The organism is Enterococcus sp. AZ194, from assembly GCF_051713825.1.
GTDB lineage: Bacteria > Bacillota > Bacilli > Lactobacillales > Enterococcaceae > Enterococcus_K.
On record NZ_JBIOQR010000001.1, the window covers coordinates 1255486 to 1281395 of the forward strand.

Annotated in this window: 20 protein-coding genes and 1 pseudogene; 16 read left to right on the forward strand and 5 right to left on the reverse strand. The window is 36.2% G+C overall.

Annotated features, from left to right (window positions below):
• The first annotated feature begins 514 nt into the window (after positions 1–514).
• From glf to IGI37_RS06030, 4 genes and pseudogenes are all read left to right on the forward strand, one after another.
• Complete coding sequence (gene glf / locus IGI37_RS06015; RefSeq protein ID WP_438760536.1) at positions 515–1621, forward strand: UDP-galactopyranose mutase; 1107 nt, start codon at positions 515–517, stop codon at positions 1619–1621.
• A 15-nt stretch (positions 1622–1636) separates the two neighbouring features.
• A complete protein-coding gene (locus IGI37_RS06020; protein WP_438760537.1) occupies positions 1637–3052 on the forward strand; it encodes a flippase in 1416 nt (471 codons plus the stop codon).
• A gap of 101 nt (positions 3053–3153) precedes the next feature.
• Positions 3154–4200 (forward strand): annotated as a pseudogene (locus IGI37_RS06025) (ABC transporter ATP-binding protein); the annotation flags it as partial.
• A 248-nt stretch (positions 4201–4448) separates the two neighbouring features.
• A complete protein-coding gene (locus IGI37_RS06030; protein ID WP_438760538.1) occupies positions 4449–5258 on the forward strand; it encodes an ABC transporter permease in 810 nt (269 codons plus the stop codon).
• A 74-nt stretch (positions 5259–5332) separates the two neighbouring features.
• On the opposite strand, the gene rlmD is transcribed toward IGI37_RS06030, so the two are convergent.
• Positions 5333–6709: a 23S rRNA (uracil(1939)-C(5))-methyltransferase RlmD gene (gene rlmD / locus IGI37_RS06035; protein ID WP_438763597.1), complete on the reverse strand. Its 1377-nt coding sequence runs from the start codon at positions 6707–6709 to the stop codon at positions 5333–5335.
• Between the two features lie 103 nt (positions 6710–6812).
• Here rlmD and recX point away from each other — a divergent pair, with 103 nt between their 5' ends.
• The 3 genes from recX (at position 6813) to ntdP (ending at position 9408) form a co-directional block, all read left to right on the forward strand.
• Positions 6813–7619 (forward strand): recombination regulator RecX, encoded by an 807-nt coding sequence (recX, locus tag IGI37_RS06040; protein ID WP_438760539.1) that lies wholly within the window; start codon positions 6813–6815, stop codon positions 7617–7619.
• The gene (gene mutY / locus IGI37_RS06045; protein WP_438760540.1) at positions 7612–8775 is read left to right on the forward strand and encodes an A/G-specific adenine glycosylase; all 1164 of its coding nucleotides are present in this window, start codon (positions 7612–7614) and stop codon (positions 8773–8775) included. The genes recX and mutY overlap by 8 nt, the downstream gene beginning before the upstream one ends.
• A 99-nt stretch (positions 8776–8874) precedes the next feature.
• On the forward strand, positions 8875–9408 hold the full coding sequence (gene ntdP, locus IGI37_RS06050) for a nucleoside tri-diphosphate phosphatase (protein WP_438760541.1): 534 nt from the start codon (positions 8875–8877) through the stop codon (positions 9406–9408).
• A gap of 210 nt (positions 9409–9618) precedes the next feature.
• On the opposite strand, the gene IGI37_RS06055 is transcribed toward ntdP, so the two are convergent.
• Positions 9619–10053 (reverse strand): GNAT family N-acetyltransferase, encoded by a 435-nt coding sequence (locus IGI37_RS06055; protein ID WP_438760542.1) that lies wholly within the window; start codon positions 10051–10053, stop codon positions 9619–9621.
• Positions 10054–10202: 149 nt separating this feature from the next.
• Here IGI37_RS06055 and IGI37_RS06060 point away from each other — a divergent pair, with 149 nt between their 5' ends.
• The 4 genes from IGI37_RS06060 to IGI37_RS06075 all read left to right on the forward strand — a co-directional run bounded on the left by IGI37_RS06060 (position 10203) and on the right by IGI37_RS06075 (position 16648).
• Positions 10203–11348, forward strand: coding sequence for an AI-2E family transporter (locus IGI37_RS06060; protein WP_438760543.1), 1146 nt, complete (start codon positions 10203–10205; stop codon positions 11346–11348).
• A gap of 118 nt (positions 11349–11466) precedes the next feature.
• Positions 11467–12843: a hemolysin family protein gene (locus IGI37_RS06065; RefSeq protein ID WP_438760545.1), complete on the forward strand. Its 1377-nt coding sequence runs from the start codon at positions 11467–11469 to the stop codon at positions 12841–12843.
• Between the two features lie 278 nt (positions 12844–13121).
• Positions 13122–14702 carry a peptide chain release factor 3 gene (locus IGI37_RS06070; RefSeq protein ID WP_438760546.1) on the forward strand — a complete coding sequence of 527 codons (1581 nt, stop codon included), beginning with the start codon at positions 13122–13124 and terminating at the stop codon, positions 14700–14702.
• 479 nt (positions 14703–15181) lie between these two features.
• Complete coding sequence (locus tag IGI37_RS06075; RefSeq protein WP_438760547.1) at positions 15182–16648, forward strand: helix-turn-helix domain-containing protein; 1467 nt, start codon at positions 15182–15184, stop codon at positions 16646–16648.
• Between the two features lie 112 nt (positions 16649–16760).
• On the opposite strand, the gene IGI37_RS06080 is transcribed toward IGI37_RS06075, so the two are convergent.
• Positions 16761–17081 (reverse strand): DUF1827 family protein, encoded by a 321-nt coding sequence (locus IGI37_RS06080; protein ID WP_438760548.1) that lies wholly within the window; start codon positions 17079–17081, stop codon positions 16761–16763.
• A 187-nt stretch (positions 17082–17268) separates the two neighbouring features.
• Entirely contained in the window at positions 17269–19521 is a 2253-nt protein-coding gene (locus tag IGI37_RS06085) for an AAA family ATPase (RefSeq protein ID WP_438763598.1), read from the reverse strand.
• A gap of 500 nt (positions 19522–20021) precedes the next feature.
• Here IGI37_RS06085 and IGI37_RS06090 point away from each other — a divergent pair, with 500 nt between their 5' ends.
• From IGI37_RS06090 to IGI37_RS06110, 5 genes are all read left to right on the forward strand, one after another.
• On the forward strand, positions 20022–20288 hold the full coding sequence (locus tag IGI37_RS06090; RefSeq protein ID WP_010767242.1) for a phosphocarrier protein HPr: 267 nt from the start codon (positions 20022–20024) through the stop codon (positions 20286–20288).
• Complete coding sequence (gene ptsP / locus IGI37_RS06095) at positions 20288–22015, forward strand: phosphoenolpyruvate--protein phosphotransferase (RefSeq protein ID WP_438760549.1); 1728 nt, start codon at positions 20288–20290, stop codon at positions 22013–22015. Before IGI37_RS06090 ends, ptsP begins: the two co-directional genes overlap by 1 nt.
• Positions 22016–22342: 327 nt before the next feature.
• On the forward strand, positions 22343–23566 hold the full coding sequence (locus tag IGI37_RS06100) for a glycosyltransferase family 4 protein (protein WP_438760550.1): 1224 nt from the start codon (positions 22343–22345) through the stop codon (positions 23564–23566).
• 77 nt (positions 23567–23643) lie between these two features.
• Complete coding sequence (locus tag IGI37_RS06105) at positions 23644–24528, forward strand: NAD(P)-dependent oxidoreductase (RefSeq protein WP_438760551.1); 885 nt, start codon at positions 23644–23646, stop codon at positions 24526–24528.
• Positions 24529–24619: 91 nt separating this feature from the next.
• A complete protein-coding gene (locus tag IGI37_RS06110; protein WP_438760552.1) occupies positions 24620–24850 on the forward strand; it encodes a YkuJ family protein in 231 nt (76 codons plus the stop codon).
• Between the two features lie 59 nt (positions 24851–24909).
• Here IGI37_RS06110 and IGI37_RS06115 read toward each other — a convergent pair whose 3' ends face one another.
• Entirely contained in the window at positions 24910–25866 is a 957-nt protein-coding gene (locus tag IGI37_RS06115; protein WP_438760553.1) for a GIY-YIG nuclease family protein, read from the reverse strand.
• Positions 25867–25910: the final 44 nt, after the last annotated feature.

Consider the following 25910-nt stretch of genomic DNA (forward strand, 5'->3'; position numbering starts at 1 on the left):
AACTTTGAGGACAGAGTGCATTTTTTTGTTTGACTGCATATGCTTAGTAGTTTTCGCTACTGAAGATCTAGTGGTGATTGTTGTAGGAAGACATCATACTCCGGAATCGGAATTAAATCTATTAAGGAGAGTGAAATAGATTTTTGCTTGCTAAATTGGTAAAAAAGTATCATATGCTATGAGAAAAAAGAACTCAAGGGCTATAATATGACCGAGTTTGATTTTTGACATTTATATTATAGATATAAATAGCATAGGGAAATTTGAAAAGTGGCTATATAGGAATTCTTTTATGAAAGTATACAACTGAGCGGAATAGAATGTGAGTTTAATGTAAATAAAGGACAATATTCAAGGTATATTTGAGATGTGGAAATCCTTTTTTAGTTTAAGTATCATGAATCATTTTCGTATAAAAGAATTAAAGTAACACATTGGTGAAAAACTCATACTACATAGAGTGTAAGAGAGAAAAATACAAATATAAATTAATTAAAGAAAGAGGTAAAGCGGAATGTTTGATTATTTAATCGTCGGCTCAGGCTTATACGGAGCTGTGTTTGCAAATGAAGCGGCAAAAAAAGGTAAGAAGGTTAAAGTGATTGAAAAACGTAATCATATAGCTGGAAATATTTATACAAAAGAGATAGAAGGAATTCAAGTTCATCAATATGGCGCACATATTTTTCATACAAGTGATAAGACAATCTGGGAATATGTTCAACAATTTGCTGAATTTAATCGTTACACTAACTCACCAGTTGCGAACTTTCATGGTGAGATTTATAATTTACCGTTTAATATGAATACATTTAATAAATTATGGGGCGTCATCACACCGGATGAAGCAAAACAAAAAATTGAGGAGCAACGCTCTGTTTTAAGCGGGAAGACCCCTGATAATCTAGAAGAACAAGCGATTTCTCTTGTGGGGACAGATATCTATGAGAAGTTAATTAAATCCTACACCGAAAAACAATGGGGGAGAGCTTGCGCTGATCTGCCAAGTTTTATCATTAAACGTTTGCCCGTTCGGTTTACCTATGACAATAATTATTTTAATGATATCTACCAAGGAATCCCAATTGGTGGTTATACGCAGATTGTTGAAAAAATGTTGGATCATCCCAATATTGAAGTAGAAATGAATGTTGATTTTTTTGAAAAGCGTGATTATTATGAGCAATTGGCGGGAAAAGTTGTTTATACTGGAATGATTGATCAATTCTTTGACTACCAATACGGCGTCTTAGAGTATCGCTCTTTACGATTTGAAACGGAGACCCTTGAAACAGAGAATTTCCAAGGAAATGCGGTGGTCAATTATACGGATGAAGAAACGCCTTATACTCGAATTATTGAGCATAAACATTTTGAGTTTGGAACACAAGAAAAAACAGTCATAACGAAGGAATACTCTAAAGAGTGGAAACAAGGGGATGAGCCTTACTATCCAGTTAATGATCAGAGAAATTCTGAGCTATACCGTAAATATTATAAGTTAGCTCAAGCCCAACAAAAAGTGATTTTTGGCGGTCGATTAGGGCTGTATCAGTATTTTGATATGCACCAAGTGATTAAGGCCGCACTACATGCAGCAAAAAAAGAGTTAACAGATTAAGGAGGAGACTACTCAGTGAGAATCATCAAAAATTATCTTTATAATGTGGGTTATCAAGTTCTCGTGATGATTCTCCCACTAATCACTGTGCCATATATTGCACGTGTCATTGGTGCACAAGGGGTAGGAATCAACGCCTATACAAACTCCATTATTCAATATTTCATTTTGTTTGGAAGTATTGGCGTGAATCTATACGGAAATCGTTCCATCGCTTATGTGAGAGATAATAAAAAAGAGATGAGCAAAGTCTTTTGGGAGATAACCTTTCTGAAGCTACTCACAGTAACAGCTGCTTTTCTGGCGTTCCTAGTTTTCTTATTCTTTACGAAGCAATACCAAGAGTATTTTTTGTATCAGTCCATTTTGATATTAGCTGCTGGATTAGATATTTCTTGGTTGTTCATGGGTCTGGAGGACTTTCAAAAACCTGTCTTAAGAAATATGTTGGTGAAAATCGCTTCAGTTATACTTATTTTTAGTTTTGTCAAAACAGCTAGCGACTTAGGAATCTATATATTGATTACATCTGGTTCGATTTTCATCGGTAATCTAACTCTATGGCCGTACCTAAGAAAAACAGTACGCTGGATTAAACTACGAAAACTGCACATATGGGGACATTTGCGACCTTCTATTAACTTATTCATTCCGCAGATAGCGATACAGATCTATTTAGTTTTAAACAAAACCATGTTGGGCGATATGGTCTCTGTTACCTCAGCTGGATATTTTGATAATGCAGATAAACTTGTCAAAGTTATCTTAGCTGTCGTGACTGCGACGGGGACGGTTATGTTGCCTCGAGTAGCTCATACATTTGTTAAGGGCGATAATGAAAAAGTCAAAGAATATCTATATACTTCCTTTGATATGGTCAGCTTAATTGCAACGCCGATGATGTTTGGTCTTATGGCAATTGCTCCTAAATTTGCACCCTGGTTTTTTGGTGCCAACTTTGAGGGAATTGAGACTTTAGTGATGGTTTTATCACCAGTTATTTTATTTATTGGGTGGAGTAATGTTACTGGTCAGCAGTATTTAATGCCGACACATAAAATGAAATATTTTACGTATTCTGTTACAGTTGGGGCTGTTGTTAACTTAATTTTAAACGTCATCATGATTCCATTATGGGGAGCAGTTGGTGCTTGTATTGCGACAGTTGTTTCTGAGGCCTTGGTCTGTCTTGTTCAGTTTTATTCAGTGAAAAAGTTTATTCCAATAAGGGAGATGTTTCTAAATATTTGGAAATATTTAGTTGCAGGAATCATCATGTTTGTTGCAGTTTATTATTTAAATACGACATGGGATTTTTCAATAAAAAACTTATTTATTGAGGTCATGCTGGGAATTCTGATATATGTATTTAGTATCTTTTTGTTAAGACCAACAAGTTTGAAGATTTTATCAAAATTTGTTAAACGATAAATTAAAGTCCATCACAGAGACTTTTTTCTGATGGGCTTTTGTGCTATGATATATGTTGTCTCAAAATCCAGACAGTTATGTCTAGAAAAACAAGAGATAGGATGAACACAATGGAAAACAAACAAGTAAAAGTGAGAAGTACCTTAGTCACAAAAGAGTATGACTTATATAAGAAAAAAACAGATAAGGTAAAAGCTTTATTCAAATTTTATAGAAAAGATATCCCTAATTTTTGGGCATTAAAAGGTGTTAGTTTTGAGGTTCATGCGGGGGAATCAGTCGGGATTATTGGTATTAACGGATCGGGTAAGTCAACCCTATCTAATGTGATTAGTGGCATCATTCCACCAACATCTGGAACGATGGAAGTCAATGGAGATACCTCAATCATTGCCATTGGCGCAGGATTGAAGATTCAATTGACAGGTATTGAAAATATTCGACTAAAAGGGCTAATGTCTGGTATGACGAATAAAGAAATCGACCAGAAAATGGAAGAAATTATTTCTTTTGCGGATTTAGGGGATTTTATTAATCAGCCTGTTAAAAGTTATTCTAGTGGGATGAAATCTCGTTTGGGTTTTGCCATCGCAGTGCATAATAATCCAGATATCCTAGTTATTGATGAAGCCTTATCTGTTGGAGATGACACATTTTACCAGAAATGTGTCGATAAAATAATGGAGTTTAAAGAGCAAGGAAAGACAATCTTTTTTGTCAGTCACGCGCTTCCTCAAGTGGAAATTTTATGTGATAAGACCATGTGGATGCATTACGGAGATTTGCGAATGTTTGGTCCGACTGATGAGGTAATGACTGAATATAAAGAGTTTATTGAGCGCTTTAAGAAACTGTCAAAAAAAGAACAAAAAGAATACCAAGAGAATAAAAAAACTGATCAAAAAGAATTTACACTTGAAAAGCTGACAGAGACCCGTATGACTAATGATGAGTTGTTGAAACAGAATTTGAGTGATAAAGAAATTCAATATAATTTAAAGCGAACACCTTTGGGCGAGAAGATGACTTTAACAACTAATATATTGCTGATATTATCAATTGTAGCCCTGCTGTTTCTATCAATAGTTAGCTTTAGTGGTCGTTCGCTAAGTTATGCAATTACTAATCCAGTAACAACTTTTAAGCAGGCTGGAAATGGAGGGCAGGCTGCGAGAGACAGAGCAGAGAAACAAAAAAAATCCGCTGAAATTATTCGTGTAGGTAGTAAATATCATGCAACAGCAGGTGAGTCGCTTGTAGATATTGCTGAAAAACATGGCGTCTCGTTACAAAAGCTAGCAAAACTGAACAAACTATCTGAAGAAGCTGTATTGACTGTAGATAAGGTGATTAAGATACCACTCAATACTTAACATACAGATTAAAGGAGAACAACGTGAAAGAAATAGTTGCAGTAATAAAAGAACAGTTTTCTCATACCGGAATGATTTTTCGGATGTCTAGATATGAAGATAAAGCAACCTATCAAAGCCATTATCTAGGTTTAGCATGGCAAATATTAAATCCAGCCATTCAAGTTGGAATCTACTACCTTGTATTTGGTGTAGGAGTAAATGAGAATCGTAAAATTAGTGGATTTCCTTTCTTTATTTGGATGTTGATAGGGATTATTGCATGGTTCTACATGAACACTTCTGTTTTAGGCGCTTCTAACAGTATCCATCGACAGGTAGGTATGGTTGCCAAGATGAAGTTTCCAGTAAGTATTTTACCAACCATTAACATCGTAAGTAATCTATCCTCTTATTTTCCAATGATTGGAATTTTATTGATTGCTTTGTTTATATTTGGTGTATCACCATCAATTTTTTGGATCCAGTATATTTACTATTTCTTCTGTATGATTGCTTTTATGTTCGCTTTTGGATTATTAAATGCGACCATTACAGTGTTGATTCGGGATTATCACATCTTTTTACAATCAATTTTGCGCTTATTATTTTATGTTTCTGGACCTATTTGGGACATTGATAATAAAAACCTTCCTGATAGTTTAGTAAATGTCTTAAAACTAAATCCTTTCTATTACATCATTGAAGGATTCCGAGATACCTTTTTATCTCGTGAGTGGTTCTGGCAAAAAGGAACGTATGGTTTGATTTTCTGGTGTATGGTTCTGATTCTTCTAATTCTTGGCAGCCATCTACACATGAAATTTAGAGCAAGATTCGTTGATTATATCTAAGAAGTACCTGTGAAAAAATATAAAAGGGACTGCAAATCGGAATGATTTTGCAGTCCCTTTAACATTATTGCATTTTATTTTTTTGTTAGTTTCACGACAACCTCACAGCGAGCCGTTTGAGGGAACATATCAACTGATTGTAAGTAGTCGACATGAAAGACGGTTGCCAGTTCCTTTAAGTCACGTGCGAGAGTAGAGACATTACAGGAAATGTAGACCATCTTTTTGGGTGGTTGTTTTTTTAACGCAAGAACTAGTTTTGAATCTAACCCTGTGCGAGGTGGATCGACAATAATGGCATCAGGCCTAAAGCCTTCATTTAACCATTTTGGCAGGAGCTCTTCAGCAGTTCCAACTTCGTAATGTGTATTGGAGTAGCCAAGACGCTGGGCATTTTCTTTCGCATTAGAAATAGCCTGTTCAATGGTATCCATTCCTCTGACTTCTTTGGCGAGATGTGCAATAGACAAACCAATTGTTCCAACACCACAGTAGGCATCAACTACCGTTTCATCTTTGTTTAGCTCCAAAGCTTTAATTCCTTCTTCATACAAGACACTTGTTTGTTGAGGGTTTAGCTGGAAGAAAGCACGTGCGGATAGATCAAAGACCACTTGGTTAATTTGCTCTTCAACCGCTTCTTTTCCCCAAATATGTCTTGTATCATCACCCATTACCAAGGAAGTCTTTTTGCTTTGAACATTTTGCATAATTGAAACGACTTTTGGTAAGCGTTGGTTAATTTCTCTGACTAGCGCATTTTTTTGTGGGAATTTCTGAGTAGAGGTTATGAACACCACCTGTATCTCTTGCGTTTGAATCCCGATTCGAACCATAATTGTCCGGAAAATGCCGCTATTTTTCCGTTCGTCATAAATCGGCAGCTCATATTTATTTAATAATTGTACAATTGTGTTCATAACGACAGTTGTTTGTTCTTCTTGAACGAGACAGTCATCAATGGGGACCAACTCGTGTGAATCTGCTCGATATAATCCAGCTTCTACTCGTTTTGTTTGAGTATTTAGTCTTAACTGGAATTGAGCCTTGTTTCTATAGTGCCATGGATCATCCATTCCCAATGTCGGACGGAGCTCATAGGATTGATAATTTTCAGGCTTGAATTTTTCTAGTGACTGTTTTAATAAATCACGTTTGAAGTCTAGTTGCGCGTTATAGGAAAGATGCTGAAGCTGGCAACCACCACATGAGTCATAGACCGTACAAGGTGGAACTACACGTTCTTTACTTTGTTTGAAAATTTTGACTAAAGAGGCTTCGGCAAATTTGGGTGTGGCTTTAGTTATTTTTACTTGGACCTCTTCTTTAGGTAAGGCGTTGGGGACAAAAATAATTAGTCGTTTGTAGTAGCCAATCCCTTCACCATTAATTCCCAAGCGTTTAATTTTTAAAGGGATCGTTTGCCCTAGTTTTACGATTGTAGTCATAATATCTCCTTATTTAAATGAACTAAGGACAGTTTACCATAGTTTTTTCGATTTGTAAGAAATTCTATGGTATAGTAGAATGTACGTTCGACTTAGGAGTGATAAAATGGATAAAGAAATTACAGTTGCTAGAATTGCTAAAGGAAAAGGCCCATTTTACAATGTTCAATTGTCTGAAGGAGAGGATTTAAGAGTCTCCGAAGATATTTTAGTTCGTTATCGTTTGTTAAAAGGACAAGAAATTTCTGAACAGACGATTGAGGAAATCAGAAAAAGTGGTGGGTATGACTATGGTTTGCAGATGGCCATGAATTATTTAAGTTATCAATTAAGAACCGAAAAAGAAATTCGAACGTATTTGAAGGACAAGGAAATCCAAAGAGATGATCGTGACAAAATTGTCAATAAATTAAAGGAATTAACGCTAATTGATGATTTGATTTATGGAGAAAGTTATGTTCGCACGCAGGTCCGAATAAGCGATAAAGGTCCTCAAACAATCACTCAACAGCTCAAATTAAAGGGATTAAAACCAGAACAAATTGAACAGGCCTTGAGTTTGTATCCAAAAGAGGCTCAAATTGAAATAGCCCACCGAACGGCAGAAAAATCATTGAAAAAAATCCATGGCAAAAGTCAAAAGGAAACTCTGCAGAAAGTTCGTCAGACATTAATGCAAAAAGGTTTTTCTAGCGATATTATCAGCATAGCGATGGAGATGTTGGAATTTGAAAAAGACGAGGAAGAAGAGTATGCGGTGTTGGTTCAACAGGCAGATAAGCTTTGGCGACGACATGCACGTTTAGAGGCTTCGAAGAGAAATCAAAAAATCAAACAGTCTTTGTTTCAAAAAGGCTATAGCTTTGATGATATACAGCGATATTTGGATGAAAAGGAAGTAAGTGATGACTAAGGAAAAAAATTGGACTCGTTGGGATAAAGACAAACGTGAAACCTTTCAAGAGGTATTTATTGAGTGGTACGAAAGGGAAAAACGAAATCTCCCTTGGCGCGTCAACCAAGATCCGTATAGAATTTGGATTTCTGAGATCATGCTTCAACAAACAAGAGTTGAGACGGTGATTGATTATTTCTATCGGTTTATGGAGTGGTTTCCAACAATCAAAGATTTAGCCAATGCACCAGAAGAAAGGCTCTTAAAAGCTTGGGAAGGCTTAGGCTATTACTCAAGAGTCAGAAATATTCAGGCTGCAGCTAAACAAATACTAGCAGATTATGACGGCAAAATGCCAAATTCAATTGAGGAAATTCATAAGCTGAAAGGGATTGGTCCCTATACAGCAGGTGCGATTGGCAGTATTGCTTTTGGTTTACCAGAACCGGCGATTGATGGGAACGTTATGCGTGTGGTTAGTCGTCTGTTTTGTATCGAGGATGATATTGCGAAAGCTAGTAGTAGAAAAGTTTTCGATACGGCGATGCGTGTCATTATCGATGAGAATCATCCAGGAGAATTTAATCAAGCATTAATGGATTTGGGCTCAGGAGTCTGTAAACCAACTTCTCCTAAATGTGAGGTTTGTCCTATTCAACAATATTGTCTGGCTTATTCAAAAGGAGTACAGACAGAGTTTCCTGTGAAATCAAAAAAGGCTAAGCCAAAAAAAGTTTATTATTTAGCGGCTGCTATTGAAAATGATCAGAGTGAATTTTATTTGAAGCAACGGGAAGAAACAGGACTTCTTGCTAACATGTGGACATTTCCACTAGTTGAAGTATCTGAATTGGAATATGCAGCCTATAAAAAAAACTGGGCTAAAGATGAGGAGATGGATCTGTTTGATTTGGTGGCAGAAGATCCAGACTTTTCGCTTTTTCCAGAATATCCAGTGATTTGGCAAAAAAGACATTTTGGGGAAGTCACTCATATTTTTAGTCATTTAAAATGGCATATTCTGTTGTTTTATGGGCGGTCAAATAAGACATTTGTTTCGGAGAGTAGGAGTCAATGGGCGAAGCGGCAGGATTTTTCAACCCTTGTTTTTCCAAAACCACAGATGAAACTTGTTGATCAGTTGGAGAAAAATCGCACTCTTAGAAATCATTAGTAGGCAAAGTAGGAAATTATTGTTATAATAATCTACGATGTCGGTGTAATAAACACCCAAACAAAAAACAGAAGTCATTCTGTTGAGGGAAGGGTTACTATGCGAGTTCCAAGAGAAGGCGAGTTTGTAACGATTCAGAGTTACAAGCACGATGGCAATTTGCATCGGACGTGGCGAGATACCATGGTATTAAAAACAAGCGAGTATTCTATGATTGGTGTCAATGATCACACCTTAGTGACGGAGTCTGATGGACGACGTTGGGTAACTCGTGAACCAGCAATTGTGTATTTTCACAAAAAATACTGGTTCAATGTAATAGCAATGATTCGAGAAAAAGGTGTTTCTTATTATTGCAATCTTGCTTCTCCTTATTTATTAGATGAAGAAGCCTTGAAGTACATTGATTATGATTTAGATATCAAAGTATTTCCTGATGGTGAAAAACGTTTGCTTGATGTGGATGAATATGAATTTCACAGCAAGATAATGGACTATCCTGATGAGATAGACTTTATTTTAAAAGAGAACGTTAAGATCCTTGTAGATTGGATAAATAACGAAAAAGGCCCGTTCTCAGAAGGCTATATTGATATTTGGTACAATCGTTACAAGCAATTGTCGCGTAAATAAGAAAGTAACTGTCAAGAAAATTCTTGGCAGTCTTTTTTTGGGTGATAATTTGCTAGTATAAAGTCAATCAGCCAGAATGATTACCGTAATATCCATAACATTTTCTTAGTTATCAGATAGGACTAGGATTTTAGTTTTACAAAAGCATAAATCTGTCAAAAAGATCACGACAGCTATTTAGCGATGTTGTGATCTTTTAAAATTTTATAGCTATAATTCTTTCTCCATGCTCAGATGTTCGATGCCTGCATCCATAAACGGTTCACCATAACTTTGATAAGCTAATTCATGGTAGAAGCCGATTGCGTTTTTTTGTGCCCCTAGTTTGATTTTTTTGAAGCCTTGTTCCTTGGCAAAGGTTTCTGCAGCTGCAATCACGATTTTGCCTAAACCTTGTCCTCTGAATTCTTTTTTTACTGCCATACGTTGAAGCTTCATTTGATTGTCTTCAATAGGAAGTAAGCGAACAGTAGCCATTGGTTCATGCGTGTCTGAATATAGAACAAAATGGACAGCATAGGCTTCGTCCTTATCAATTTCTCGCGTACTGGGGACCCCTTGTTCTGCTACAAAAACTTGATTTCGTATACGCAAGGCATCAAGATAGATTTCATTCATCGTATCTTTTGTTTGAACGACCTTCATTAGTTTTCCCCCCTATTCTCTTTTAGTATAAACAAAAGTTCGTTGTTGGCAACTGGAAACTTCCTTTTTAAAATAACTAAGCTAGCTTAAAACAAGATTTTTAGTTCAAGTTGTTTTATACTGTATAGTAAGAGAGAGGAGGGTGTCTATTGTTTGAAAAGCTTCGAAAATCAAAATTAATGTTTTGGTCATTAGAGTTGTTAATTATTGCCAGTTTTGCTTTTATGTTGACTAAAATAAACTTTCTATTTGCTCCAGTAGGGACATTTTTTTCAACTTTATTTGCACCAGTTTTAATTGCTGGATTCTTATATTATTTGTTGAATCCGATTGTCAACTTTTTGATGAAGTTTAAACTGCGGCGGATTTATGCAATCATCCTTGTTTTTGTTCTTTTTGTGGTAGCTATCGTTTGGTTAGCACTGAGTTTTATTCCTAGCTTAGTTAGTCAAATTTCAGCATTGGCTTCGAATATGCCCACGATTGTCAAAAATACCCAAGCCTGGTTGACCGATATGAGTAATTTGCCGATGTTTAAGGATTTAGATATTACGAAGTACGTGGAACAATTGAATCTGTCTTATGGAGATATTATTCAGAAATTTTTAAGTGGCCTTTCAAGCGGGCTAGGATCAGTTGTAGGAACGATTGCATCAACCACGATGACGATTGTTACAGTCCCTTTCATTTTATTTTATATGTTAAAGGATTCTGATAAATTAGTCCCGAATATCAAACGCTTTTTCCCTGAAAATAGGCGTTCACAAATTGTTGAATTATTAGGTCAAATGAATCAAACGCTAGCCAATTATATTAGTGGGCAAGCGATAGAATGTGTATTTGTTGGAACCTTTACTTTCTTAGGGTACCTAATTTTAGGAGTTGATTATGCCTTTTTATTTGGTGTGATTGCTGGTTTGACCAATCTCATTCCTTATTTAGGGCCGTATTTAGGACTAGCACCGGCCTTTTTAGTGACAGTCTTTAACTCCCCAATACAAGCGTTTCTATGCTGTATAGTGGTGTTGATTGTTCAACAGTTAGATGGCAATATTATCTATCCAAATGTGATTGGGAAATCACTTCAAATCCATCCTTTAACTATCATTTTGGTTTTATTAGTAGCTGGAAATCTATCTGGTTTATTAGGGATTTTCTTAGGGATTCCTTTTTATGCCATTTGTAAAACGGTCGTAGCCTTTGTTGTAAAAGTCGTTCGAGAGGATTATCAAAAACCGAATGAACCAGAGACTGAGAGCAAAGAAGGTTTAGAAGATAACCCAGAAGAAGGATAGAATTGGGTCTATGTATTGCAATGGAATCTGCTTTATGATACCATTTTAACGTGGCTATGATTAGCCACGTTTTTTTCTATAAAAAAACAAATGAAAAATATAAGGAGAGAATGCTATTATGAATGCTGACCCTGACAGTCAGTCGCTTTTAGCGCAGATTTTACTTTTGGTTGTTTTAACATTGATTAATGCCTTTTTGGCGGCTTCGGAAATTGCGGTGGTTTCTATCAACAAAAACCGTATCGAGCAAAAAGCCGGTGAAGGAGATGTAAAGTCTGCAAAATTACTAAAAATCTTGCAAGATCCAAATAATTTCTTATCGACTATTCAAGTTGGAATCACTTTGGTTAATATTTTATCTGGGGCTTCACTAGCAGATACATTATCTGTTAAGCTAGCACCTTATCTAGGTGGCGGGAGTGCAGGAAAAAATATTGCCAACATCATTGTTTTGGCTATCTTAACGTATGTTTCAATCGTATTTGGGGAATTGTATCCCAAACGAATTGCGTTAAACAAATCCGAGGAAGTCGCAAAGGCAACGTCTGGTTTAATTAGAGGGATTGGAATTGTGGCAAAACCGTTTGTATGGTTATTATCAGCCTCTACAAATTTATTGTCTCGGTTAACCCCAATGGACTTTGATGATGAAGATTCTAAGATGACACGTGATGAGATGCGTTATATGCTAGAAACAGAAGGTGTTTTGGACAACGATGAGTTGGAAATGTTGCAAGGTGTCTTTTCTCTTGATACAAAAGTTGCCCGTGAAGTGATGGTTCCACGTACGGACGCGTTTATGATTGATATCAATGACACGATTGAAGAGAATATTAATGAGGTTCTTTCAGAAAACTTTTCTAGAATTCCTGTTTATGATGAGGATAAAGATAAGGTTGTTGGCGTTCTTCATACAAAAAATTTACTTAAAGAAGCCCACAAAAATGGTTTTGATAATATAGATTTAAAACAGATTATGCAAGAGCCATTATTTGTTCCAGAAACAATCTTTATAGATGACCTTCTTTATGAGTTGAAGAAAACACAAAATCAGATGGCTATTTTATTAGATGAATATGGTGGTGTGGTTGGTCTAGCAACTTTAGAAGATTTATTAGAAGAAATTGTTGGTGAAATTGACGATGAATCTGATGAAGTAGAGAAACTTTATGAGAAAGTCGATGATTGCGAGTTTCTTGTACAAGGTCGAATGCTAATTGATGAGTTTAATGAACTGTTTGAAACAGATTTGCATATGAGTGATGTCGATACGATGGCTGGCTATTTGATTACAGCATTAGGAACGATTCCTGATGAAGGTGAGAAGCTGTCATTTGATGTGGACAATGTAACATTGATCTCAGAGGAAATGGAAGGTTCTCGAGTACTTGTACTGAGAGTGAAGTTTCATGATCCAAAAGTACAAGAGGTCGAGCCAGAAGAGGAACGTCGCTTGTTTCGAAAAGAGTTTGATGACGAAGAACCAAGAAGATAAGAACAAATAGTGCATTTAAGCACACAGATACGGCCAGTAAAATCACAATTGATTTTGCTGGTTTTCTGGCTTAAGGAATTTGATAAAATGGGTTTTTGACACTTTAGCTAGAATAATTTCCGAAAATCATCAACTTCCAGACAACAAGTATTTATTTTTCTATAGGTTACATGATATACTTGGCTAGTTGGAAAATTAGTGTTTTTCTTGGCTAATTTTATCAAGTGTCTAAGAGAGTACGTCTCTCATCTAATACAGTTACAGAAATGGAGTCGAAAATGAACAATCCTAAATTAAACGAACAGGTTGACGCTCGTCGAACATTTGCTATTATTTCCCATCCGGATGCTGGGAAAACTACGATAACAGAACAGCTTCTTCTATTTGGTGGAGCTATCCGCCAAGCGGGAACTGTTAAAGGGAAAAAAACAGGGAACTTTGCAAAATCTGACTGGATGGAGATTGAAAAGCAACGTGGGATTTCGGTTACTAGTTCAGTTATGCAATTTGATTATGAAGGCAAACGTGTGAATATCTTGGATACTCCAGGGCATGAGGATTTTTCTGAGGATACGTATCGAACATTGATGGCTGTGGATAGTGCAGTCATGGTTATTGATAGTGCAAAAGGGATTGAAGCGCAAACAAAAAAGTTATTTCAAGTAGTAAAAAAACGTGGAATTCCAATCTTTACTTTTATAAATAAACTAGATCGTGACGGTCGTGAACCGCTAGATTTATTAGAAGAGTTAGAAGAATTGCTAGATATTGAGTCTTATCCAATGAATTGGCCGATTGGTATGGGAAAAGGGTTAGAAGGTTTATATGATATTCATAATAGACGAGTGGAATTATATCGCCCTGAAAACTATGATGGTGAGCGTCTGATTCCATTAAATGAAGAGGGGCAAATTCCTGAAGGCCATAAGCTATACGAAAATGGTGTGTATCAACAAGTATTAGATGAAGTGGAATTACTTCAAGAGGCTGGCGATGACTTTGATACAGACAAGATTGCTGCAGGTAACCAAACACCCGTCTTCTTCGGTTCTGCCTTAACGAACTTTGGTGTTCAGACTATGTTAGAAACATTCTTGGAATTTGCGCCCAAACCACATGCGCACAAGACAGAGAATGGACAGGAGGTTAGTCCGTATGAAGAAGAGTTTTCCGGTTTTGTTTTCAAAATTCAAGCTAATATGAATCCTGCTCATCGAGATAGAATTGCTTTTGTCCGTATTTGTTCGGGGACTTTTGAAAGAGGAATGGATGTTACGTTAGAAAGAACCAATAAAAAAATGAAACTAAGTAACGTGACACAGTTTATGGCTGATACTCGTGAAAATGTTCAAGAGGCTGTTGCTGGGGATATTATCGGAGTTTATGATACAGGAAATTATCAAATCGGGGATACGATTTTTGAAGGGAAATTAAAAGTTGCTTATGAAGAGCTTCCTTCTTTTACTCCTGAGTTGTTTATGAAGGTTATCGCCAAGAATGTTATGAAGCAAAAATCCTTCCATAAAGGGATTTATCAGTTGGTTCAAGAAGGTGCAATTCAATTGTATAAAACCTACTTAACTGATGAGTATATCATTGGTGCAGTCGGCCAGCTGCAGTTTGAAGTCTTTCAATATCGGATGCTTAATGAATACAATGCTGAAGTAGTTATGACACCAATGGGCAATAAGATTGCTCGCTGGATTCAACCAGAAGACCTGGATGAACGAATGAGTTCAAGTCGAAATATCTTAGCAAAAGACCGTTTTGATCAGCCATTGTTCTTATTTGAAAACCAATTTGCTATGCGTTGGTTCGCTGATAAATATCCAGATGTTGAACTGAAAAGTTTGATGTAGTAATAAGATAGTTAGATTGCAGTGTATAGACTGACTACCGAAAATGTTAGGTGTAAATATGTGTATGTTTTAAATCCTTTTTATCAGAAATTGATAAGAAGGATTTTTTATTACGAACAGCAGAATCCCAAAATTTATTAAATAATAAACGTTATTATAGGAGTCAGTATTTTAAGATTATAATGTTTGATAGAAGATTGGGTCTATTTAGATTATTTATCTATAAAGTATCAATCAGGTTATTTTTTGTTAAGTATCATATGTATTTTGCCATTACTATAGAATGCTTTTTTGTAGTTCCTAAAATTTTTTTCTTAAATAGTGATTGATTTTTTTCTTTGGTATTTAAAAATTTAAATAAAAATATTATTTTATTTTATTTTGACTCGAAATCGGGTCTTTTTTTGATAATTCTTTTTTTTAAAAATATCGATTTTTGGTGTTATTATGTGAATTATTAATGCTAAAGGAGAACTTTCATGGTACAAAATATCTTAGTTAATGAAGAGAGTAAAATTAAGTTAGCAGTCTTAACCCGAATACGCGAATTAGGAGATGGGGTCTATCCCATTTATCAATTTGAGACGGAATTGGGTTTCTCTTATGTGAAAATGTCCAAGCTTATTCATGCACTTGATAGTGAATTACAGCAAATTGATCCAGAGTTTCATTTGTTAAATGGAAAAGATAAGATTGAAGTAGAGGGAGAGATTCCTTCAGTAGAGGATTATCAACGGCTCTTGTGCAGGGAAAGCTTACCTTATCGTTTCCTTGTTTATGCATTGTTAAACCCAGGTAAACAGCTGGCTGATTTTTGTATAGGGGAAGGATTGAGTCAGTCATCAGTTATGCGGCGTATGGGGGTACTTACTGCTTATTTTAGAGAGAATGGTATTCGTTTGAATTGTTTTCAAATGAGACTTACTGGAAAAGAAAGTGTCATTCGAATGATTCTTGCACAATTTATTTGGTATGTATCTTTTGGGGAAGAGTTAATTGAGCATTTCAAAAATCATCAACCGTTAGAAATGAATCAATTATTCGCACCTGAGGATAGTCGATGGATGGCCTATGGTGATGAACGAGAATGGACCCTTTATCAAGCAATTGCTTACTTGAGACTTCAACAAGGATACTCGTTAGAGGAAAATGATTTTGAGACTCTTTGTTTGCCACCAATCAATAAAAATTTCCAAGATGCCTTGAGAGATCTTCACCAGAGCGAAACAAACATTAAAAGGGAAAGTGATTTAATCGGCTTTACAATGTTTTATAGAACACAATATTTTACTTTAAGTGATCCTCGATTAAAATATGTCAAAAGATATTGCGAAATTAATGAGCGAGTCTATAAACATACACATAATTTTTATGATTTTTGTTTGAGAAAACTATTTACAAAAAGAGTCTTGAATGAGCAGGCGCGATTGCTTTGGATTGATTTGTTTAATTTATTTTTGATGAAGGATTATTTTCCGGAAGTAGCGTTTAGCTATAATTTATCGATTAGCCCTTTAATGGCGTATTACCATCCATCCATTCAGAGATTGAAAAATAAAATTAATCTTTTTTTAGAAGAGGAGTATCGTTTGGAATCGTCTAAATTACAGCGAAGAGAAGATTTATTGCTTCTTTTATCAGCGATGGTGTTGCCATACTATGATGAACCTAGATCAAAAAAAATCATTCGTTTAGGAATTGCAGGTGTTCACGATGACAGCCTACTGCATTTCTTATTCTATCATTTGAAACAAATTACCGGGTTAGACATCGAAATCTGTGGGAAAAGAGTAGATAAGGAATATGATTTATTATTAAGCTCAGCCACACAATATTTACCTGAAAATTTAAAAAATCCTTACTATATACTAGATACAGAAAATGTACAGATGCTTGCTCATATCCAAAAAAGAATTGATGATATATGTCGTGAAGAATTTGCGTAAAGTAATCCTTGTAAGGAATTTAGGAAATGAGAAACCATATAAAAGAGAGGCTAGCAGATAACCAATAAAGTTATCTCCCAGCCTCAGACTCTTTCTAATAAAATGTATTTGATTAAATGGCGATACCATTTTCTTGACTCTGCTTAGGAATAGATATTTCTACCGTTCCTTCCAGTTCCACAGTAGAAATTTTATCCGCTTGGTAGGACCCAGCTGGTAATTTCTTTAAAAAATAGGATTTAATCTCTTCAATCTCTGAAAGTTTAAGGTTACGTTTCTTATTAACAATTAAAATTTCGTTGTGAGCCAAGGCAGAAGTGTAGACAACGGTAGTGTTACCAGCTGTATATACTTTGACCATCTCAGCATCTGTATTTTCTAATTGATTCATCACAAGTCTAGAATGACTGTTTGTAACGTTTACAAGTTTCATATCGCTCACCTCGCTTATTAAATTTAACACGTTTTATTATCTTTCTCCATTATAAATTTTTTTACAGAAAATAGGAAGAACTTTGACTCACAATGGAAAATTTTTTTTGAAAAACGTCCTTATTTTGTCAGAATTTAAAAAAATGGGATATTCGCTTACTCACGAATATCCTATTTTCTGTATCTATCTACTTATCTGACTCATTGGATACTGTATCTGTCATTTCTTTTGCTAGTCGCTCAGGTTTAGAGGTAATTGTAATTTTACCTTCTTTATCAAGCTTGGCTTTTAAATCATGGATAGCTGGATGATCTAGATAGAATTCCGCAATGCCATCTTCTATTTGTTCTTGAATCGTTCTGCGTAATGGTCGAGCACCCATGGTCGGATCAAAGCCTAAATCCACTAGTTTTTCTTTGACACTTTCAGGCACATCAATTGTTAAATGTTGAGACATGAGTAATTGATTTACTTCGTCTAACATCAAGCTGACAATATTCATCAAGTTTTCCTTGCTCAATGATTTGAATTCAACAATCCCATCAAAGCGGTTCAAGAACTCAGGTGTGAAGTAGTTATTTAATTGATTTAAAACAGAACGTGTAATCCCTTCACGAGCCGCACCAAAACCAACATTTGCTTCAACATTGCCTGTTCCTGCGTTACTAGTCATAATAATTAGCGTATCTTTGAAGCTAACCGTGCGTCCTTGCGCATCAGTTAAGCGACCATCGTCCAAAATTTGTAAAAACATATGAAGGACATCAGGATGTGCCTTTTCGATTTCATCTAACAGGATTAAGCTGTATGGGTTGCGACGAACTTTTTCAGTTAGTTGACCTGCTTCGTCATAACCAACATAACCTGGAGGAGAACCAATCAGTTTTGAAACACTGTGCTTTTCCATATATTCGGACATATCAAACCGAATCATCGCATCTTCTGAACCAAACATTTCATAAGCCAACTGTTTGGCAAGTTCTGTTTTCCCGACGCCTGTCGGTCCAACAAATAGGAAGGAGCCAATCGGACGGTTTTGTTTACCAAGTCCAACGCGGTTTCTTCGGATGGCTTTTGAAACCTTATCAATAGCTTCTTCTTGACCGATGACATGTTTTTTCAAATCGTCAGCCAAGTTTTTTAATTGTGTTTGTTCTTTTTCTTTTAATTCACCAACTGGAATACCCGTTTTTTGTTCAACGATTTGTTCCATATCTTGTTCAGTGATGACAGGAGTTTCTTCATCACTGACTTGTTTTTCTTTCATTGCTTGTAATTTATTGATTTGATCACGATAATAAGCAGCTTTTTCAAAATCTTCTTCTTGAGAAGCTTGTTGTTTTTGAGCCTCTGCATCAGCTAACTTTTTCTCAATTGTTTTTGGATCAACAATTTGAATGGTCAAATTCATTTTAGAACCCGATTCGTCAAGCAAGTCAATCGCTTTATCTGGTAAAAAACGATCTTGGATATAACGATTTGAAAGAACCGCGGCCGCTTTGATTGCTTCGTCCGTATACTTCACATGATGGAAGTCTTCATAGCGTTTTTGTAGACCTTGTAAGATGGCAATCGTTTCATTGACACTTGGTTCATCCACGCGGACGGGTTGCATCCGACGTTCAAGTGCCGCATCTTTTTCAATGACGCGATACTCATTTAGTGTCGTTGCTCCAACCATTTGTAGCTCGCCACGTGCTAAGGCTGGTTTTAGAATATTCCCAGCGTCCATATTGCCATCACCAGCAGAACCAGCGCCAACAATTTCATGAACTTCATCAATAAACAGAATGACATTCTCTGCTTGTTTAATTTCTTCGATTAATTTTTGCATTCGCTCTTCAAATTGCCCTCTAATTCCTGTTCCTTGAACTAAAGAGACAACATCTAAACGGATAACTTCTTTTTCCATTAGTTTCTGAGGAACATCCCCGTCAACAATTTTTTGAGCTAACCCTTCAACTACTGCTGTTTTACCGACACCAGGTTCGCCAATAAGAACTGGATTATTTTTTGTTCGACGGTTAAGAATTTCAATAATTCGTTTGATTTCTTCATCACGGCCAACAACAGGATCAATTTCACCCTTTCGAGCAAGTTCAGTAATATTAATACCATACTCACCTAAGAGTCCCTGACCGGGTTGACCACTGCGAGGAGGTTGTCCGTTATTAAAATTATTTCCTCCACCAAATTGTGTAGGGGGAGTTTGATCATTTGGAATACCTTGATTTTGCATTTGGCGAGACATCGAGCGGAATAAATCATCCAAGCTGCCAAAACCAAAAGGATCTTGTTGTGCCATACGTGGTTGCTCACCTCGTTCATTTTTTAATTTTTGATAGCAACTCTGACAATAATCGAGCTGTTTACGTTGTCCATTAACATTCGCGTATAAGTGAATGGTTGCTTCATTTGTACCACAATTAATACAAAGCATCAGTCCTTCACGTCCTTTCATAATGGTTGTTATCCTTATTTTAGCGTGAAATCTCTTTTTGGTAAAAAGAAAACACTCAGTCAAGTAGAGAGTCGATTAGATAGAAAGAAATTAATTGACCAAATTTGACCTTTAAATTTATTATACTTATTTTTTGTAGGTGTGCAAGTTTTTAGATTTGGAAAAAAATTTAGGGAAGCTGTTGCTTTTCGGTGGAAATAACTACTGCTTTTTTTAGGAGGTCCTAATTTTATGAAACTAAAATAATTGTAAAGTAGATTTGAGTAGAGAATAAGAAGGTCAGATTCATAGATTAGAAGAAATATTCCGAAATATACGGATTTTTCGCTTATTTCGAGGGAAAAGTGTTGTATCGTTAGCAAAAAAATGGTAATCTTTACAATTGAAAGGGTCGAAATTTGAATGGTTCTAACAGAACTATGAAAAAAGAAAACCCTCACAATAAAAATACACTTTTATTATAAAGGAGACCGATTAACATGGAAAACAAACAATTTCACGTAGTAGCAGAAACAGGGATTCATGCTCGTCCAGCTACATTATTAGTACAAACTGCAAGCAAATTTAACTCTGATATTAACCTTGAGTACAAAGGTAAATCAGTAAATCTTAAATCTATCATGGGTGTTATGTCTCTTGGCGTTGGCCAAGGTTCTGATGTAACAATCACTGCAGAAGGTGCTGACGAAGCAGATGCAATGGCTGCTATCGTTGAAACAATGCAGAAAGAAGGATTGTCTGAATAATGGTTGAAATGCTAAAAGGGATTGCCGCAAGCGATGGCGTTGCCGTAGCAAAAGCTTACCTGCTAGTTCAACCGGATTTATCATTCAGTAAAGTTACAGTAGAAGATACTGCTGCTGAGGAAACTCGCCTAGATAATGCTTTGGCAAAGTCTACTGAAGAATTACAAGCGATTCGGGAAAAAGCAGCGCAAAGCCTCGGTGAAGCAGAAGCGCAAGTATTTGACGCACACTTGATGGTTCTTTCAGATCCAGAAATGGTTGGTCAAATTAAACAAAATATTCAAGACAATAAAGTTAATGCAGAGTCTGCTTTAAAAGAAGTTACTGATATGTATATTGGTATGTTTGAAGCAATGGACGATAATGCTTATATGCAAGAAAGAGCTGCGGATATCCGTGACGTTGCAAAACGTGTATTGGCTCATTTATTGGGTGTAACTTTACCGAATCCATCAATGATCAATGAAGAGGTTGTTGTCGTAGCACATGATTTAACACCTAGTGATACGGCTCAATTAGATCGTAAGTATGTGAAAGCCTTTGTCACTGACATTGGTGGACGTACTTCACATTCTGCGATTATGGCACGTTCTCTTGAAATTCCGGCGATTGTTGGGACAAAAGAGATTACTGCAAAAGTAAAAGCAAATGATATGTTAGCAGTAAATGGGATTGAAGGGGATGTCATTGTTGATCCTACTGAAGTTCAAAAAGCTGAATTTATCAAAGCTGGTGAAGCCTATGCTGCTCAAAAAGCAGAATGGGAAAAACTGAAAAATGCAGCAACTGTGACAGCTGATGGCAAACACATTGAATTAGCTGCCAACATTGGAACTCCTAAAGATTTAGAGGGTGTTCATAACAATGGAGGAGAAGCAGTTGGTTTGTACCGTACAGAATTCTTATACATGGATTCACCAGATTTCCCAACTGAAGACGACCAATACAAAGCTTACAAAGCAGTATTGGAAGGAATGGCTGGCAAACCAGTCGTTGTTCGGACGATGGATATCGGTGGGGACAAAGAATTACCTTACTTACAATTACCACACGAAATGAATCCTTTCTTGGGTTACCGTGCATTACGTATTAGTTTATCAGAACAAGGCGATGACATGTTCCGCACACAAATGCGTGCATTGTTACGTGCTTCTGTTCATGGTAACTTACGTATTATGTTCCCAATGGTTGCTACATTAAAAGAATTCCGTGCTGCAAAACAAATTTTTGTCGAAGAAAAAGAAAAATTGGAAAGCGAAGGAACAAAAGTTTCTGATACTATCCAAGTCGGAATTATGATTGAAATTCCAGCGGCAGCAGTAATTGCTGACAAATTTGCTAAAGAAGTTGACTTCTTCAGCGTTGGAACAAATGACTTAATTCAATATACAATGGCTGCAGACCGTATGAACGAACGCGTTTCTTATCTTTACCAACCATATAACCCATCGATTTTACGTTTACTTAAAAACGTTATCGATGCAGCTCACGCTGAAGGTAAATGGGCAGGTATGTGTGGAGAAATGGCTGGCGATCAAATAGCGGTACCATTGTTAATGGGTCTAGGATTAGATGAGTTCTCTATGAGTGCTACATCAATTCTTAAAACTCGTAGTCTAATGAAACGTTTGGATACAACTAAGATGGCTGAACTTGCTGAACGCGCATTAAATGAATGTGACACGATGGAAGAAGTCGTTGAATTAGTAAATCAATACGTTGGTTAATAACCATCTAGTCGCAAATGAAGTTCATCTGAATTTCTTTTGCGGCTTTTTTTGTTTTTTGTTCACTTCCTATCTAACAGTTTTGTCATATCTCTGTCATCTTGAATGAAAAAAGCTTGATTTAACAAGGTACTGACTGTAATAATCAATGGAAAAGAAAAACTAAGACTTAAGATTGAGTGACACAGAAGTTTGCTGTGATATAATGTGAATAACAATTCAAAGAATAATGACCAGTTAATTGAACTTGAGAATTAATTAAATTCTTATCATTATAGGATTAGTTTTGAATAAATAATATCATTAGGATAGTTTGGAGGCAGTATTGTGAAGATAGGTTTTTTTACAGACACGTATTTTCCCCAGGTAAGTGGCGTGGCAACTTCAATTAAAACATTAAAAGAAGAGCTAGAGAAAAACGGGCATGACGTATATATATTTACGACTTCTGACCCGAATGCAGATAAATTTGAAGAGGGAGTCATTCGTATGCCGAGTGTTCCTTTCGTATCATTTAAAGATCGACGAATTGTGGTTCGCGGTATGTGGTATGCTTATTTAATTTCAAAGGAGCTAGAATTAGATTTGATTCATACGCACACGGAATTTGGAACAGGGTTACTGGGGAAATTAGTAGGCAAAAAGATGAAAATTCCAGTGATCCATACTTATCACACTATGTATGAAGATTACCTACATTATATTGCTAAAGGCAAGGTATTACGACCGACACATGTTAAGTATTACTCACGGATATTTTCAAATCACTCAACTGGAGTCGTTTGTCCTAGTGAACGAGTAATTGAAAAGCTTCGTTCATATGGTGTTGTAAAACCAATGAGAATCATCCCAACAGGAATTGATATCGAAAAATTTAAACGTTCGGATATCACGTCGGAGATGACCGATGAAGTGCGCGAACAATTAGGGATACAAGAAGACCAATTAATGATTTTATCGCTAAGTAGACTTTCATACGAAAAAAATATTCAAGCAATTATTCAAGGATTTCCTGAAGTGGTTACCTCTCTTCCAAATGCACGTTTGGTGATTGTTGGAAAAGGCCCTTATATGGAAGTTTTACAAGAAATGACTCACGATTTGGGGATTTCAGACAAGGTTCAGTTTGTCGGTGAGGTTCCAAATGATGAAGTAGCGCTATATTATAAAGCAGCAGATTATTTCGTAAGTACTTCGACTTCAGAAACGCAAGGTTTGACCTATACAGAGGCAATGGCAGCTGGGACACCGTTAGTCGTGGAAGGAAATGCTTATCTAAATAATTTAATTTCTCATCCTTCTCTAGGAGAAACATTTGATTCTGATGAGGCTTTTGCATCAGCACTTATAAATTATATTAACCGTTCTATTCCTCGCGATGCAGATATTTTGAAAGAAAAGATGTTTGAAATATCTGCGACTCATTTTGGGGAAGAGATGATTTCGTTTTATCAAGATATGATTGACTATCATGAACAACAACTTATGTTGAAAAATTTAGAACCCTCTATGGAAAAAATTCGTGTTCGATTCACTAGTTTTAAAAAATAGTCTTTGAATAAAGTAAAATCCTTGTTTCTAGAGTATACTGGAGACAAGGATTTTTTATTTTTAGGAGGAATGGTAAAATGAAAATTGGATTTATTGGGACAGGTGTCATGGGGGCATCAATTATTAAAAATATGTTCAAGAAAAATTATGAAGTAAATGTTTATAATCGTACAAAAAGTCGGACAGATGAGTTGGTTGAATTAGGGGCGACATGGTTGGACACGCCTCAAAAGATAACGGAAGCTAGTGACATCATTTTTACAATGGTCGGTTTTCCTCAAGACGTAGAGGAAGTGTATTACGGGGAGCATGGCATTTTTAAAACGGATGTTGCAGGTAAGATTTTGGTTGATTTAACTACAAGTACACCAACTCTAGCTGTTAAAATAGCAAAAACGGCGCAAGAAAAAGGTGGCCAAGCACTGGATGCCCCTGTTTCTGGTGGCGATTTGGGTGCAAAAAATGGCACATTGACGATTATGGTTGGTGGAGAAAAAGAAGCCTACGAACAGGTCTTGCCGATTTTTGAAAGTTTTGGGAAAACATTTATGCTTCATGGCTCTTCCGGAAAGGGCCAACATACAAAAATGGCAAATCAAATTATGATTGCTGGTACGATGACAGGAATGACTGAGATGTTGGTGTATGCTCAATCGGCCGGGTTAGATTTAAACAAAGTGATTGAAACGCTAGGTGGTGGAAGTGCCGCAAATTGGTCAATGTTAAATTATGGTCCAAGAATTCTTAGAGAAGATTATACAGCTGGTTTTTTTGTCAAACATTTTATAAAGGACCTGAAGATTGCTTTAGATGAAGCCGACAAGTTATCTGTGAAGTTGCCAGCGACGGATTTAGCGAAATCTTTATATCTTCAACTGGCTGAAAAGGGCTATGAAAACGACGGAACACAGGCTTTAATTAAGCTTTGGTGGGATCAAGGAAAAAAACCAAAAAAAAATTAATAAAAAAGCACAATTTTTTTGCTAAAAATCATGCAAGTCAGCGTAGCTTTTGTTACAATATAACAGGAATAGAGAAAGGGAGGCCACTCGCATGAAACACTCACAACTTGTTGCCATCATTAAACGCTTAGAAGCGATGACTGAAGCAACTGACAATGAAGTACAAGTTCGCCGTTTTGAAAAAGAGGGTGTCGAAAAATGTACTGTTACTTTTGACAAAGTGACAGATACATTTGAACTAACAGAAGCAGATACGCAACAACAGTATCAATTCGATAATATCGATATCGTTGCGATGGAAATTTATGATTTAATTCAATAAACCTTTTTACCTAGGTCTAGTAGACTCTGAAGGAACCGATAAAAATTAAGGCAAATGTCTTAGTTTTTATCGGTTCCTTTTTCAAGTGGGGGCCGGATTATCCCACTGATTTCTTTCGCTTTTACTCGGTTTACATAACTGGATAGGATATAGAGCGGATCAATTTGTGACTTCTCGATAAAATTAGCCGGTGCTAGAATCTTTTTGTTCACCTGTGTAAATGAAGGGTCTACAGATGTGGGCGTAATGAGTGTTTCTTGTACCCTACCACACGCCAATAGATAGTGTTTGGTTCGTGAGCCATCTATCGGAAGTGAGAGAATTTGCTGCTCTATGGCCAATGTATCTTTTTGTTGATTGATGAGAAAGATAAATGACTCCATTTGTTTGATTGTCGTTTGAAGCTTTTGAGCATATTCGAAGTTCATTTGTTCTATGCAATAAGCTTGGCGTTTTTTTAAATAAGAAAGGACTTTTTTATTCTCACCAGACAAAAAGCCAAGTATTTCTGAATTTTTTTCTTCTATAGTAAGTTGTTTGATTTCAGGTAACTGTGCCTCAATTATTAAGCGTGTAATTGGGGAGACCGTTTTTAATAGATAAGTTTCAGATAGGGCCACAAGTAGCTCCGGTAGCCGTTTATAGTTTTTAAAAGGCCCGTAACATTCAGCTGAGGCTTCTGTACTAAGGCTAAAGGTCTGCTGACTGTAGCTGATGTAAAGATAGTTTTTGTAATAATTCATCATCCTGTTATACATTGGATGATATTGTTGAATTAGTTGGCATTCCAACAATAAAGCATCCAACTCTGTATCCACATGAATGACCTCGAAATCATGAATGTTGCGAACCATCCGTAAAACTTTTTTTGAGTGCTGTTGATTCTTTTGAAAATAGCTTGAAACGCGATCTTTTAAGTGCTTGGCTTTTCCAACATAGATGATTTCATCTAGATAATCCTTCATCAAATAGACACCGGGAGTTCGCGGTAACCGTTTAACTTTTTCTTTTAACATAGTAGAGACTCCTATACAAATTGTGACTGGATTATAGCTGAAAA